The organism is Bifidobacterium mellis (assembly GCF_000967265.1).
In the GTDB taxonomy this organism is placed as follows: Bacteria; Actinomycetota; Actinomycetes; order Actinomycetales; family Bifidobacteriaceae; genus Bombiscardovia; species Bombiscardovia mellis.
In genome coordinates this window covers 117,521-131,271 of sequence record NZ_KQ033884.1, presented here as the reverse complement: position 1 = coordinate 131,271, position 13,751 = coordinate 117,521, and the positions used below count along the sequence as shown (strand labels likewise).

Annotated in this window: 11 protein-coding genes and 1 tRNA gene; 5 read left to right on the top strand and 7 right to left on the bottom strand. The window is 61.4% G+C overall.

Annotated elements, in window-relative coordinates; all coding sequences use genetic code 11:
- Positions 1–132: 132 nt before the first annotated feature.
- Complete coding sequence (locus tag JF70_RS00425) at positions 133–570, top strand: hypothetical protein (protein ID WP_156149539.1); 438 nt, start codon at positions 133–135, stop codon at positions 568–570.
- A gap of 229 nt (positions 571–799) precedes the next feature.
- On the opposite strand, the gene JF70_RS00420 is transcribed toward JF70_RS00425, so the two are convergent.
- Both JF70_RS00420 and JF70_RS00415 read right to left on the bottom strand, forming a co-directional pair.
- Positions 800–870 (bottom strand) — tRNA-Gly (locus JF70_RS00420).
- A gap of 123 nt (positions 871–993) precedes the next feature.
- A complete protein-coding gene (locus JF70_RS00415; RefSeq protein WP_052690638.1) occupies positions 994–2,112 on the bottom strand; it encodes an ROK family transcriptional regulator in 1,119 nt (372 codons plus the stop codon).
- Between the two features lie 298 nt (positions 2,113–2,410).
- On the opposite strand from JF70_RS00415, the gene JF70_RS00410 reads away from it, so the two are divergent.
- Genes JF70_RS00410 through nagA form a run of 4 tightly spaced genes read left to right on the top strand, consistent with a single transcriptional unit; the run spans position 2,411 to position 6,934 of the window.
- Entirely contained in the window at positions 2,411–3,715 is a 1,305-nt protein-coding gene (locus JF70_RS00410) for an AGE family epimerase/isomerase (RefSeq protein WP_045934856.1), read from the top strand.
- A gap of 5 nt (positions 3,716–3,720) precedes the next feature.
- Positions 3,721–4,827, top strand: a complete 1,107-nt coding sequence (locus tag JF70_RS00405; protein WP_052690637.1) for an ROK family protein — start codon at positions 3,721–3,723, stop codon at positions 4,825–4,827.
- A complete protein-coding gene (nagB, locus tag JF70_RS00400; RefSeq protein WP_029679028.1) occupies positions 4,824–5,612 on the top strand; it encodes a glucosamine-6-phosphate deaminase in 789 nt (262 codons plus the stop codon). Before JF70_RS00405 ends, nagB begins: the two co-directional genes overlap by 4 nt.
- A gap of 14 nt (positions 5,613–5,626) precedes the next feature.
- Positions 5,627–6,934 carry an N-acetylglucosamine-6-phosphate deacetylase gene (nagA, locus tag JF70_RS00395; RefSeq protein ID WP_045934855.1) on the top strand — a complete coding sequence of 436 codons (1,308 nt, stop codon included), beginning with the start codon at positions 5,627–5,629 and terminating at the stop codon, positions 6,932–6,934.
- A gap of 205 nt (positions 6,935–7,139) precedes the next feature.
- On the opposite strand, the gene htpX is transcribed toward nagA, so the two are convergent.
- The 5 genes from htpX to JF70_RS00370 form a co-directional block, all read right to left on the bottom strand.
- Positions 7,140–8,078, bottom strand: coding sequence for a zinc metalloprotease HtpX (gene htpX, locus JF70_RS00390; RefSeq protein WP_045934854.1), 939 nt, complete (start codon positions 8,076–8,078; stop codon positions 7,140–7,142).
- A gap of 90 nt (positions 8,079–8,168) precedes the next feature.
- Positions 8,169–8,768, bottom strand: a complete 600-nt coding sequence (locus JF70_RS08380) for a DUF4411 family protein (RefSeq protein WP_052690636.1) — start codon at positions 8,766–8,768, stop codon at positions 8,169–8,171.
- Complete coding sequence (locus tag JF70_RS00380) at positions 8,765–9,946, bottom strand: ImmA/IrrE family metallo-endopeptidase (RefSeq protein WP_045934853.1); 1,182 nt, start codon at positions 9,944–9,946, stop codon at positions 8,765–8,767. Before JF70_RS00380 ends, JF70_RS08380 begins: the two co-directional genes overlap by 4 nt.
- A gap of 164 nt (positions 9,947–10,110) precedes the next feature.
- On the bottom strand, positions 10,111–11,577 hold the full coding sequence (locus JF70_RS00375) for an FAD-dependent oxidoreductase (protein WP_045934886.1): 1,467 nt from the start codon (positions 11,575–11,577) through the stop codon (positions 10,111–10,113).
- A gap of 118 nt (positions 11,578–11,695) precedes the next feature.
- Complete coding sequence (locus JF70_RS00370) at positions 11,696–13,663, bottom strand: heavy metal translocating P-type ATPase (protein WP_045934852.1); 1,968 nt, start codon at positions 13,661–13,663, stop codon at positions 11,696–11,698.
- Positions 13,664–13,751 lie beyond the last annotated feature (88 nt).

The following is a 13,751-nucleotide window of genomic DNA, read 5'->3' as shown; positions in this document are numbered from 1 at the left end:
ACGGTTAAACCTTTCACAGATGAGAAACTCTTCAGTGAAAACTGGTGGTCAAGCGGAACAGGATTAACGGGGAATGTGAGGAAGCGTCTGCAAGTGTCTCTTCATACCTACAGATGCTGTAGCCTTGCGGCTATGGCATGCAGGGGACGGAAATCGGATAAAACAGGCGAGGATACGGAGAAGACCGACCTTCGCCGCACGATCCACGTACCCGCTCATGCCGACCTTGTCCTATGGTTTCTAGGCCTGGTTCTGTTGCTGCCAATGAGCTGGGGCTGGTATAGCAAAATTCCTATTCAGTTCTTTATGGCATTCCCGTATGCCGTTGATTTTGCCTCGGACACTTGGGTGAACAGGATAATTGCGACCACCATTGTGGGGCTTGTCTGCTGGCTGATAAGCGGCATTGTCCATATAGTTGCCTTGTATAAATGGAAGTCGCGCAAAGCCCGGAAATGGTGGAACGTCGTCGCAAAAATCCTGCTTGTTTTAGTGACATTGATCGTCTTACTGCATAGTCTGGCTGGGGTACTGTTCCTCTCGATAGACGTCAGCGATATTCCCCTGTGAGTAAACGCTGATGCTGACGCTCGCTCACCGACTATAGGTCAATCAGCTTCATCAAACGTCTAACGCTCTGGATTCGCAAGGAACGCAGCATACGCTCGAGCGAGAGCCTCTGCTTCATCCCTGGCAGGAGGCCGATCAGCTCCAGATGCGCTCAAAAGCTTATCTTTGTCAAAGTTGAAAACTTCCCAAACCCACATGTCAATGCTGATGACGATTTTCCAGAAAAGAGAGCGGGCGACGGGAATCGGACCCGCCTCTGAAGCTTGGGAAGCTTCCATTCTACCAATGAACTACGCCCGCAAATCCGGCCACCGGGGTCAAACCTCGGCCAACCGCATGCGAGTCACCATGGTAGCAGGTCTCGGCGATGTGCGCGAATCACCAACTCCGGGTACGGTTGCGAGACTGCCCTTAAATCCACTTTCAGACGGTGCCGTCAGGCTCGATCAGGTCAGCCACCACCGTGGAACAGGCCCCAAGCAAGGCTGCATCCTCACCCAAGGCCGAGCGGTCGACCACTAATGGGCGCCGAAAATCAGTGGCCAGGGCATCGTTCATGGTCTTCTCCATGGCACTCAGGAAAATGCGATTGACCACCCTGGAGTCGCCCAGGACAGCTACGCGAGGAATGTCCATAAGGCCGGCGGGCATGGTCAGAACACGACCCAGCAGTTCGCCAGCACGGCGCAAAATGCCGGCCAGATTGTCGGGATCCCGGTCCATTGCAGCAGTCAGCTTGGGAACGCTGATCAGTGATTCCAGGCAGCCGCGCTTGCCGCAACGGCACTGAGGACCGGTGGGGTCAACGACCACATGGCCGATTTCTCCAGCCGCACGGTTGCAACCGGTCACCAGCTCGCCGGAAACCAGCAACCCTGCCCCAACCCCGTCACCCAGATGGACCAGCAGCAGGTCGGACTGCCCTGAGCCGAACTGCTGCTCAGCCAAAACCTCATTGTTGGCATCGTTGTTGACCGTCACCTCCAGGCCTGTCTTCTCATGCAGGTAGCCGCGCAGGTCGGTCTGAACCCAGCCCAGGTTGGTGGCATCATCCACCACGCCTTCGGCACTGACGATGCCGGGACTGGATACGCCGATGCCCATGATGGGGTGGGTTGCCCGCTGCATCAATGAATCAGTCAACTCCCCCACCAAGTCCAGGGGGACCTTGCCGTCAGCGGTCAGAGGGATCTCCTCACGCGCCACCACCTGTCCGGTCAGGTTGAGCACCGCCCCCCTGAAAACGTAGGGCGTGGAAAGATCCAGGGCCAGGATGCTTCGCCCGTCGGGATTGATGCGCAGCAGCCTTCCCCGCTTGCCCGGCCCGGTGGATTTGCTATAACCCACCTCCATGAGCAGATGCTCGCCCAGCAGCTCGGCCACGATGTCTGATATGGCGACCCTGGTCAGCCCTGATGCGCGGGCCAGGTCAGCCCTGGTCATACTGACATCGGGGTAGAGCAGCCTGAGCAGAATGGCTCGGTTATGGTGCCGCACAGACTTGGGCAGCGCCTTGGACAGGTTGCCGGTATTGCTGGTCATGATTCACCTGACGATAGATAATGCGGGGACGGGGACCCGCCATGGGGATTGGGCCTTGAACCCCGTGATCACGCCCATCCATGCTTGCTCCTTATATTGTAAACTTCCTTGCCCGGACAGGTCCATACCTCGCCATTGAGGCACCAAAGCTGTTGGTTTTCAGGACTGCGCACTAGCATCGTGAGCAAGACCACGGGGACAGCCAATAAAAAGTTCAGTTTCCTAACAATTAAGTGTTAGGCTGTAAACAGACATCGAAAACAGCTGCATCCCCTCGCTGAGCAAAGGAGCGATCGCCATGACCACGACACCGAACCATTCGGAAGCCTCACCGTCCGCCACAAATCCGCGATACCTGCTGGGTAACGAGGCCAACCGCATCTTCATGGCCTCGCAGACCTACGGCTTCCTGGACTTCGGGCGTGGGTTTCCCACCGAGCAAGGCGGCGCCGGCTGGCTCAATGACGACGGCAGCATCGACCCAGACCAGGGAATCCAGACCTGGATCACCTGCAGGATGACCCACGTCTACGCCATCGGCAGCCTCCTGGGCTACCCGGGAGCATCAGAGCTGGTCCATCGTGGTGTTCAAGCCCTTCAAGGCAACCTGCACGACGACGAACACGGCGGCTGGTACCCCTCGGTCTCCTGGCAGGGCCAGCCCGAGAGTGGCAAGTCCTGTTACACCCACGCCTTCGTGGTCCTGGCTGCATCCTCAGCCATGCTGGCCGGCGACCCCGATGGGCAGGCTCTGCTGGATCAGGCGCTGGAGATCTTCAACCGCTACTTCTGGGATGACGAGAAGGGCCTGGCCGTCGACACCTGGAACAGCGAGTTCACCCGGCTGGACCCCTACCGGGGTCTCAACGCCAACATGCACAGCACCGAGGCCTTCCTGGCCGTGGCCGATGCCACAGGCAAGGAGGATTACCGCGAGCGCGCCGGCCGCATCATCGACCAGGTCATCAGCTGGGCCGAGAACAACCAGTGGCGCATCCCCGAGCATTTCAACAGCGACTGGCAGGCCGACCTGGACTACAACCAGGACAACAAGGCCGACCAGTTCAAGCCTTACGGGGCAACGCCGGGCCACGGAATCGAATGGGCCAGGCTGATTACCCAGTACGCACTAAGCAGGTTCGATCAGGATGCCGACCGTCGCCGCTACATCGAGGCAGCCGAGCACCTGTTCGCCAGGGCTGTTGAGGATGGCTGGGCCGCCGACGGAGCCGAGGGCCTGGTCTACACCACGGACTGGCAGGGCCGCCCGGTTGTCCACGACCGCATGCACTGGACCCTGGCCGAGGCTCTGAACACCTCGTCCACTCTCTACGCAGCCACCGGCAAGGCCACCTACGCCGATTGGTACGCCACCTTCTGCAGCTATGTAGACCACTACTTGATTGACCACCAGGGCGGGTCCTGGTGGCATCAGCTGGATGCCAACAACCACGTGATTGGCACGGTCTGGCCCGGCAAGTCCGACCTCTACCACGCATTCCAGTCCACCCTGATTCCCTACAACGACCCGGCGGTCTCCATCGCTACGGCCATCAAGAAGGCCTGCGGACAGGGACAGACGGACCAGGCCCAGGCCCGCTGAATTCCATGGCAGCATCGACCCCGCATCCCGAGGCGGATACAGATAACGTCCAGGCTGGCCCGATCAGCCTGGGAATTGACATCGGCGGCACCAAGATCGAGGGCGTGGCCATGGACGGTGGCAAGCACCTGGTAGCCTGCCATCGAATCCCTACGCGCGAAGGCAACCAAGCGGTTCATGACGACACGGTGACACTTATCCGCCACCTGCTGAATCAGGTGGACCCGGACCAGGGTCCGGTCACCGTAGGCCTGGGCATCCCGGGGCGCGTGGATGCCAACCGTGGAATAGTGGATGACGCAGTCAACCTCGGCATCCGCCACATGGCTCTGGGCCCTGCCGTGGCCAAGACGACCGGTCTGCCCGTCCGCGTTGAGAACGATGTCAACATCGCTGCCCTCGGAGCAGCATCACAGGATGGCGACACCCTGCTGACGCCTGGAACCACACCCCACTCCGAGGCCGCCCGGAACCAGGCCCGACGCCCCGCATCAGGGCCTGGGCGCAACGGTCCCAGGGCCCTGCCCGACCGGGACGACCAAGTGGTGGCCTTCATCAACTTAGGCACCGGTTTGGCAGCAGGCATCATCCGAGGGGGTCGGATCGAGCACGGAGCCAGCGGAGCAATCGGCGAAATCGGCCACATCCCAGTGGATGCTCACCAATTCCCCTGCAAGTGCGGCCAGCACGGCTGCCTGGAGACGGTGGCCTCGGGTTCGGCAGTGGAAGCCCTTTGGCCGGGAATCGCCCACCCCCTGCCTGACCTGATTGCCCAGGTAAGCCAAGGGAACCAGCGCGCCCAGGAAGTCCAGGACATCATCGGCCATGGCATTGCCCTGGCTGTACAGATCGTGGCCCTGACCATCGATCCCGGAGTCATCATCCTGGGTGGCGGCATGAGCAAAACCGGTCAGCCCCTGCTGGATCTGGTCACCGAGCATCTGAATAGAAGCGCGGCCTGCAGCCACTTCATCGCCTCGCTGAAGCTGCCCGACCGGTTGCGCCTGGCCCCAGCCGACCTGCCCATCGCAGCCATCGGCGCCGCCCTGGCAGGACGCATGGCCGCCGACAGTCGACCATCTGACCTTATTGGAAAGGAAATCGCATCATGACCGAAATCATCATCGTCAAGTCCCAGGAGGAAGCCGGCGAGATCTATGCCCGCTGCACAGCCGACCTGATCCGGCGCAAGCCTGACTGCGTGCTGGGTCTGGCCACGGGGTCCAGCCCTCTGGCGGCATACAAGGCGCTGGCCGATCTTGTCCACAAGGAGGGGATCGACGTCTCCCAGGTACGTGGCTTCGCCCTGGACGAGTACGCGGGCCTGGACCCGGCCCACCCTCAGTCCTACCGTTCCACCATCGACCGGACCGTGGTCGAGCCTCTGGGCCTGGACCCCGCCAAGGTGAGGGTGCCCAATGGAAACCTGGACACCATCAAGGACGCTGGTCGCGTATATGACCAGGCAATCGAGGATGCCGGCGGCGTCGACCTGCAGATCCTGGGCATCGGCACCGACGGACACATCGGCTTCAACGAGCCCGGATCCTCCCTGGCCTCGGGCACCCGCATCAAGACCCTGACCGAGCAGACCCGCATCGACAACGCCCGCTTCTTCGACAATGACATGGACCAGGTGCCCACCCACTGCATCACCCAGGGGATCGGAACCATCCTCAAGGCACGCCAGCTGGTCCTCCTGGCTTTCGGCGCCGGGAAGGCAGAAGCCGTGGCCGAGAGCGTAGAGGGCGGCATATCGTCCTTCTGCCCGGCTTCCGCCCTCCAGATGCATCCCCACGCCACCGTGATCGTGGACGAGGCGGCCGCCTCCCGCCTGCGCAACCGCGACTACTACAAGTGGGCATATGCCAACAAGCCTGACTGGCAGTCCATCTAGAAGGCAAACCAAACATGTCCAAGGAAGCATACGAGTCGGCGGGGCTCGCGGTTGAATCATCCCTCCACGGACCGGCCCATCCCCTTGTCCTGACTGGCGCAAAGCTGATAGACGCTCGAGGAATCAGGGAAAACAGCTGGATTCTGGCCCTGGAGGGCAGGATTGAGCAGGTCGGGCAAGGCAGAGAGAGCCTGGAATCCGCCCTGAGGGCCGCTGGCCTGCCCAACCTGCCCCCCTCCTTCCAGCCTGGATCAGATGCCCATGACGTGAATGTGGACGGTGCTGAGTTCATCGATGCAGCCAGCTTCATCCTCACCCCCGGGTTCATCGACATCCACTCCCACGGCGGCTGGGTCCACTCCTTCGATGACGGCGACGAGGCCATTCGCACAGCCAGGGCCTGCCATATGGTCCATGGAACAACCAGGCAGGTGCTCAGCCTGATCACCAATCCGGTCGACACGATGTGCACCAATCTGCGCTCGGTCAAGAGGGTCATGGACTCCAGGCCCGACGTGCTGGGCGCCCACTTGGAAGGGCCCTTCATCGCCCTCTCCCGTAAGGGGGCGCACGACCCCAAGTGCCTGCGCGACCCTGAACCCGCGGTTCTCGACAGTCTCCTGGAGGCTGCCGACGGTTGCATACGCCAGGTGACCCTGGCCCCTGAGCGCGACCATGGCTACGAGGCCATTTCCCGCCTGGCCGGGTCCGGTGTGGTGCCTGCGGTTGGCCATTGCGATGCCGACTATGACCAGACCCGCCGCGCATTCGATGCCGGCGCCCGTATACTCACTCATGTTTTCAACGCCATGAACGGCATCCACCACCGTCAGCCGGGTCCCATTCCAGCCGCCGTGGAGGATCGCCGGGTTACGGCCGAGCTGATCAACGACGGTTTCCATGTGCAGGACCCCTGCGTCGACCTGGCCTTCAGGCTCTTCCCCCATCGGATAGCCCTGGTCACCGACGCCATGGAGGCCACCGGCTGCGAGGACGGCGCCTACAAGCTGGGTTCCCTGGATGTAACAGTGAAGGGCGGCCACGCCCGTCTGACCTCCAACGGGGCCATCGCCGGCTCAACCCTGACCCTGGATGTGGCAGTCGGCAGAGCTATCCAGGCCATCGGCCTGCCAGCCCCCCAGGCCGTGGAAGCCGCCACGCTGACACCTGCCCGGGCCCTGGGACTGGACCGCTCCAACCCGATCACCGGTGCTCCGCTGGGTCTGCTGGCACCCGGCTATGCGGCCGACCTCCTCCTCCTGAACCCGGCTGACTGGTCCGTCAAAACCGTGGTCTGCAACGGGCGCAGAATTCAGATCTAAAAGACGGATAACCAAGGGCTTCTAGTTACTTGCTTCCTCTCTAACGAGCTGGCTTCTCCGCCAATGAGGGCACTAAGGCGGAAGTGGTCAGAAGGCCCGGCCTAACTTCTGGCCCTTCTGACCACTTCCGGAATTATCGGCTGAGGACAGCAGGAGAGGGTCACTGCTATTGACAGGTGTACAGGCGCATGAGCCCGTTGGTCTCTCAGTACCCCACCTGGGCTCCACGCCCGGAATTCACCTGGGTCTGCTGCCCCATCTCCTGGCTCATCTGCATCAGACGGGCTATGCGCTCCTCGGTGGGAGGATGGGTAGAGAATAACCTACTGAACCCTTTGACCGAGAAAGGGTTCTCGATCATCATGGCAGCGGCGCTCTGAGTGCCGGCGGTCTGCGGCATGGGCACGGCCTGAGACCCGTAGGATATTTTGTTCAGCGCCGATGCCAGAGCCGCCGGGTCCCCAGTCAGCCGGCTGCCGTCCTCGTCGGCGTCATACTCACGGGTGCGGGAAATGGCCATCTGGATCAAGGAGGCGCCCAAGGGTGCCAGAATCGAACTGATCAGCACGCCCAAGAGCCCGAAGACGCCGGAATCATTATCCCTGTCCCGGCTGTCGCCGCCGAAGTACATGAGGGAGTATCCCAGGTAGGTGATGACCGTGGCCATGGCCGAAGCCACAGCTGAGGTCAGGATGTCGTGGTTGTAGACGTGCATGAGTTCGTGGCCCAGCACCCCGCGAATCTCCCGCTCGTTGAGGATGCGCAGAATCCCCTGGGTGCAGCAGACGGCGGCATGGCGCTCGTTGCGGCCTGTGGCAAAAGCGTTGGGCGAATCTGTGGGGGCAATATAGATGCGGGGCATGGGCTTGCCGGCCCTCCCCGACAGCTCTCGGACGATCCGGTAGAGGTCGGGAGCCTCCTGCTCGCTGACCGGCCGGGCATGCATGGAGGCGATCGCCACCTTGTCGGAGAACCAGTAGGACCCGAAAGTGGTGGCCAGGCCTATGAGGATATAGATGCCCAGCGTGCCCTGGCGACCGCCGGTCAGCCACCAGATGAGCATGATAACGGCCCACATGAGGGCGAACAAAAGCGTCGTTTTCAGGCCGTTGAAATGTCCGTGAACCTTCAGCTTGCCATTCATGGGTTCCATGGTAGACAGTGCCGCTGAATTTTTGCTGAACGGGCGCTGAAAAGATGAGGCTGCTGAGCCCACTCTCCCCCTACCACCCATTCAGAATAGGCCTGGTTGGCTCACAGCTTTTCTCTTACCTTGAGACTTAGGAGGAACATATTGGACCTTCTTCAACCTCCCGTTGACATCGAAGAACCGACGAAGATTCATGGTCTTCACCCCAAACTGGCCTGCGATGTTAGGAATCTTGGGCTCTTTCTTCATGTGCTGACCCTGTTGCAACGGAACCCGGGCCTCGTCCGTCACTATGACTGCCCCCTCGACTTTGGCCACGGCAATCAGCCAGGGATCCGCCTTGCTCTCTGACTCCCAGTATTGGCGCGACCCTTCCGTATACTGCCCGCAGGTGACCAGATAATCCTGGATTTTCGCATAGACCTGCGCATACCTGTCGTCCTTATGGCTTATTTGGCGGCCTTTGAACACTGCACGCACCCAAAGGTCCAACATATCGGGATTGGCGGCCTGCTCATTGACCAGCTCGTCGTAGACGACATCCACCATGGCAATCGCCCTGTCCTCAGCCAGCTTTTCCATCCATCGCCAGAAGGGGTGAAACTCCTTGTAGTCGAAAGGATGGTTAATCCGGTAGGCGGCGATGAAGATGTTGGAATCGGGCAGGTAGAGGGTAGCGGTCATATCAGCTTCTTTTCACGAATCAACCCCTGATAAGACTGCGGGGAGCGCACCCCCACCAGGTCGAAGCCCTCAGTCGGAGCCAGTCTGCCCCCGTCCATGGCGGCATTGACTAAGCGGACGAAACCGGTGTCCACCCTGGAGGCATTGGTTCTGTTGCCATTGCCATGAGGTTCCCGCTCCTGACTATGAACGGTCTTGTCCTGAAGATGCCGATTCATTCGTTTCTGCAGCTCCTCAAGGGTATCTTCGCCAGCCAAGCCGAACTGATGGGCCTGTATACCCATGGCCAAGGCACTCAGATGGAAGTCGTCAGCTATGGATTCTGCGGCATCGACCGGCTCTTGGCCCCCGTCCAACTGCTCTCGCCACACCTGTCGAAAGCGCTCATCATCAATCACGGCCTTTACCACTGCCCGGTTTATCGCACGCTCCGTGGTCTTGCGGTCTCCTTGGCCGCCAATGCCGTCGAAGAGCTCCTGAGTACCCAGCAGTACATGCCCCATCTCGTGAATCAAGGTGAATATCATGCCGTCAAAGGAATCGTTCCTATTGATGAACACCAGCGGAGCCATGTCGTCAATCAGCACGAACCCTCGAAATTCTTGAAGATCCAGCTTTCGGGACCTTGTAGAACCCACCTGGGAATTGAGCATGATCATGATGCCCGCATTGGATGCCCGTTCCTTGATCTGACGGAAACGGTCGCTGGAATTGCCGCCCTCCCAGGCAGAGCGCCCATCCAGTCCAAGGGTGGAGCGAAGCGCATCAGCCAGGGCATCGTCATGCTCGGCATCCTGTACCGAACCGACCAGCGGGTTGGCGTCCAAGCCGGACTCAAGCAATTCATCCCTGGCCCATTCCTGCCTGAATCGCATCTGATCGATGGTGTCCTGCAGGTTTTTGCTGGGCTGCACAGACATATTGCCTACGGTACGGTACCGGACCAGAGGCTCAAGGCGACGCTGGGGCACGACCGACCTGACCAAGGCGCCGAAAGGAACATGCAGGGCCCTGCTGAGCTGCTCAACCTTGTTGAAGGATACGGACACGGGTTCCTTGGATTCCAGCCAATCCGGCAACTGGCCAAGCCCCCGGCGCCGAGACAGGGCCACTGGATCGGCATCACCCTCCTCAACGGCCCACTGGAGGGTGGCCGGATAGAGAGTCAGATTAGCCATGTCACGCTCCTTCGATTCCGTGAGGGGCTCCAATGACAATGATACCTGCGCCAGGCCCATCCGTCCGCTGTAAGCACCCGGTAGCGCAGACCAGAAAACAGGGTCTGGATGAGGATTCATGAACCTCACCCAGACCCTGCCACTGCCGGCCTAAGGCCGATCACCTACTCGCCGTGTGCAAGCTTACGGAGCTGGTCGGGGTCGATGACCTTGATGTGCTCGCGGCCGACCCTGGCACCCTCGGCCCGCTCGTAGGCATCGACCCGCTTCCAACCGGCGAAGTCGATGGGCTGGATGCCCTTGTCAGCCAGGAAACGGTCGATCGAATCGTCGTCACGGTCCTGGGCGAAGCGGCCGCGAGTCGGGCTGGCGGCCAGGTCATCCAACATGTTGCCGATGGTCTCCAGGGCATCGGACTTGGTGGATCCGATCAGACCCACAGGCCCTCGCTTGGCCCAGCCCGTGGCGTAGAGGCGGTCGATGGGCCGGCCGTCCTGCCCCTCGGGAGCAGTGGTCACACGACCGTGGACGTTGGAAAGGGTGTAGCCGGAGAAATCATAGGGAATGCCGGGAACCTCGGCAGGCTTGTAGCCGATGGCGTGGTAAACGGCCTGAACCGGGTACTCCTCATACTGGCTGGTCTCCTCCATGGTGCCCTCGGGTGTGACCTTGGTCTTCTCCACACGAATGCCGGTCACCTTGCCATCCTGGCCGATGATTGCGGCAGGCATCCGGTAGAAGTGCATATAGAAACGACGGTCGGCGGGGTTGCCTTCGAAGTCGACGCCGCCGTCCTCAGCCATGTCCTCGGCCATCTCCCTGATGGTGAAGAGCTCCTCCAGCATCTGCCGGGTCAGCTTGTCGGCACCGGCCCGTTCGATGGTCTCCTGATCCAGGTCGAAGTCCTCCTCGTCGATGACGATTTGCACTCCGGGCAGCTTCTCCAGCTCGCGCAGTTCCTGGACCGAGAACTTGGCCTGGGCCGGACCGCGGCGGATGAACATGTGCAGCTCGCGGGCCTGGTTACCCTGAATCCCCTGGTAGACATTGTCGGGGATGTCGGTGCCCAGCAGGTCGTCGGCCCGTCGCATCAGGATTCTGGAGACATCCATGGCCACGTTCCCGCCTCCGATGACGGCCACCTGCTTGGCATCCAGGGGCCAGTCCTGGTCAGCGTCGGGATAGCCGTCATACCATTCGACGAAGTGGGCGGCCCCGTGAACGCCATCAAGCTCATGGCCGGCGATCTGTAGGGGGCGGTCGTCCACAGCGCCGGTGGCGAAAAGCACCACATCGTAGCGTTCAAGCAGATCATCCAGGTTGACATCCTTGCCGAACTCCACATCCGCATAGAGGTGGATCTCGGGGTTGTCCAGGGTCTTCTCCAAGGCGCCGGCTATGTACTTGATGCTGGGATGGTCCGGGGCCACGCCGTAACGGACAAGACCGAAGGGAACGGGCAGCTTCTCGAACAAATCGATCCGGGCATGGTCGCCCAGACCCAGGTCTACGCCCTTCTCCCGGAGCTGCCGCAGCAGGATGTCAGAGGCATAGACCCCTGCAGGCCCCGCGCCTATGACGGCCACGCGCAAGGGTGAGCCGACTTCCTCGCCGCGGGCCGGTGCGGGCATGGTGGAATCGTTGACATTATTATCGCTCATGTTTGTCAGCCTAACGCAAAGCAAAGGTAGGGAACAGAGTTAGTCGGGCTCCATCCCCGGGACTTTCACCAAGCGTCGCGAAATGGCCTCAGTCCCGATCTATCAGCGCAGTCAGGGCCCAGAGGATGGAAACCACGTCGATGGCCTCCTGGGTGAAGGCGCCGACAACCACGGGGATCAGGTCGAAGGCGGCGCAGAGCATACCCACTGTGGCCAGGGTCAACCCCAGCATGACCGCCTGGAGCATGACCCGCTTGGTCCTGCGGGCGATGGTGATCGACCTGGGCAGGCAGGCGATGTCGTCATTCATAATCACCGCCTGGGCGGACTCGGAGGCGGCCGTGGTGGTTCCGTCGGTGATGGCCATGCCCACGTCGGCGGCGGCCAGGACCGGAGCATCGTTGACCCCGTCCCCCACCATCAGGGTGATGGATTTGGTCACTGACTCACCAAGGAATTTGGACAGCCAGATGTCCCAGAAGGGCTGCCGATTGGGCTCCTCCCTGGAAGCCTTGGCGATCAAATCGGCCTTGTCCTCGGGGAAGAGGCCGGCATGCACGTCGGTGATGCCCACCTGGTCGGCGATGATCCGGGCCGAGTCCTCCTTGTCGCCGGTGACCATGGATAGACGGGTGATGCCCAACTCCCGCAGCTGGGTGATGGTCTGGGCGGCATCCGACCTGGGCACGTCCTTCATGACGACCCTGGCGGCAAGGACCCCATCAATGGAAACATAGGAGGCCATCTCATCAGGCGCCAGGGGGCCGAATAAACCACTTGAATGCCCGTCAGCCACGAACTGGGCCCTGCCCACCTTGACCCGGTGACCATCGACCTGGCCCTGGACCCCGTTGCCGGAGTCCTCCTGAACCTCCCGCGCATGCAGATGGGTCTCGCCCTTGCCCTGTGCCCGCAGTCGCTCCTGGGCGGCGGCACCGGCCTCAGCTATTCCGTTGGCCAGGATGTGGACCGAGTAGGACTCCACAGCACCCGCCATGGCCAGAATCCGGTCCGTATCGACTTTCCGCTTCCCACCGTCTGGCAGGTCGATCTTGGCTACCTGGGGACGTTTTACGGTCAGCGTGCCGGTTTTATCAAAGAAGATGTGCGAGACCCGGCCCAGATTCTCGATCACGTCCTGGGTCTTGATCAGCAACCCCGCCTTGGCCAACCTTCCCGTCCCAGCCATGTAGGCCACGGGGGCGGCGATCAGCAGAGGACAGGGGGTGGCCAGGACCAGAACCTGAGCGAACCTGGTCGGCACGCCAGAGATGATCCAGGCCACGCAGGCGATGATGAAAGCCACCACGGTGAAGGGGACCGCCATCAGGTCGGCTGTTCTGACGACTGCTGCCCGGGAGTTCTGGGCGGAGCGCACCAGGTTGAGGATTCGCTGGTACTGGGAGTCCCGCGCCAGCTGCCGGGCCCGCATCAGGAAGGTGCCCGAACCATTGACCGCTCCGGACATGACCTGGGCATCCTGGTAGAGCCTGCGGGGCATGGGCTCCCCGTTGATGGTGGACATGTCCAAGGTGGCGGTGGGGCTGATCAGCTCGCCATCAACAGGCACGGTCTCGCCGGGCTTGACCACCAGGAGGTCGTTCAGACGGACCTTATCGACATCCACCGTGTTCCAGTCGCTCTCCTTGGGAAGGACATGCTCCCCCTCCGGCAGCTCTGCCTGAACCACGTGGGCCACCTGGGGGGCGGCCTGGACCAATACGGTCAGGTTGTTCTGCGCCTTGTTCCCGGCGTACTGCTCGATGGCATCACCCGAGTAGAGCATGAGGACCACGGCCCAGCTGGCCCAGTACTGCTGGACGGCGAGGGTGGAGAGGATGGCGACCACGGCCAGGATGTCCACGCCCACGTGGCCCTGGCGCACGTCATCGATCATTCCCTTGAGGGTGTCCACCAATGAGACGGCCACCAGGACGGCGACCAGCCATTGGGCAGCCTGGCGATAGGGGTGCCAGAGCAGACCCATGACCAGCCCGCAAACAAGAACCACCCAAAGCATGGGGACCTTCTTGGCGAAACCCAGGATTTTTGACATGACCACTTCCCCGCTCCGGACTTGTCTACCTGACAGCCGTAGCCGGATCACGGCTCTCTTCTGCTCTTGATATATCAAGCCTATACCG